Source organism: Methylobacterium nigriterrae (assembly GCF_037106235.1).
In the GTDB taxonomy this organism is placed as follows: Bacteria; Pseudomonadota; Alphaproteobacteria; order Rhizobiales; family Beijerinckiaceae; genus Methylobacterium; species Methylobacterium nigriterrae.
Window position 1 is genome coordinate 1 of record NZ_JBAWTG010000490.1, and the last position, 600, is coordinate 600.

Sequence of the window (600 nt, forward strand, 5' to 3'; positions counted from 1 at the left end):
CCCTGCATGGTCAAGGCGCAGGTCCCCACCGGCAAGCGCGGCAAGGCCGGCGGCATCCGGGCGGCGCACTCGGCCGACGAGGCCCGCAGCCTCGCCGAGACGATCCTCGGCATGACGATCGACGGACATCCCGTCGAGGCGGTGCTCCTCGAGGAGCGCGCCGCGATCGCGCGGGAATTCTACGCCGCGATCCTGACCGACACGGCGAGCCGGAGCCCGATGGTGCTGTTCTCCACGGAGGGCGGCATGGACATCGAGGAGGTGGCCGAGACGCGCCCCGACGCGCTCCGGCGCCACCGGGTCGATCTCGACCGCGGCTTCGGCCTCGAGGAGGCCCGCGCCCTCGTGTCCGGGCTCGACCTCGGCGAGGCCGGGCGCGAGGTGCCCGGGATCCTGGCGGCGCTCTACGGGGTGAGCGGCACGATCGACGCGGAGCTGATCGAGATCAACCCGCTGGCGCTGCTCGCCGACGGCCGCGTCGTGGCGCTCGACTGCAAGCTCACCCTCGACGATGCCGCCGCCTTCCGCCAGCCCGACCTCGCCCCCGCGGCCGCGGCCGAGCCGATGACCGAACTCGAGCGCGAGGGGCTGGCGCAGGGG

At 74.5% G+C, this 600-nt stretch carries 1 protein-coding gene; it reads left to right on the top strand.

Annotated elements, in window-relative coordinates; translation table 11 throughout:
* Window positions 1-600: ATP-grasp domain-containing protein (locus WDW90_RS37890; RefSeq protein ID WP_336492845.1), on the top strand; the 600-nt coding region annotated here is incomplete at both ends.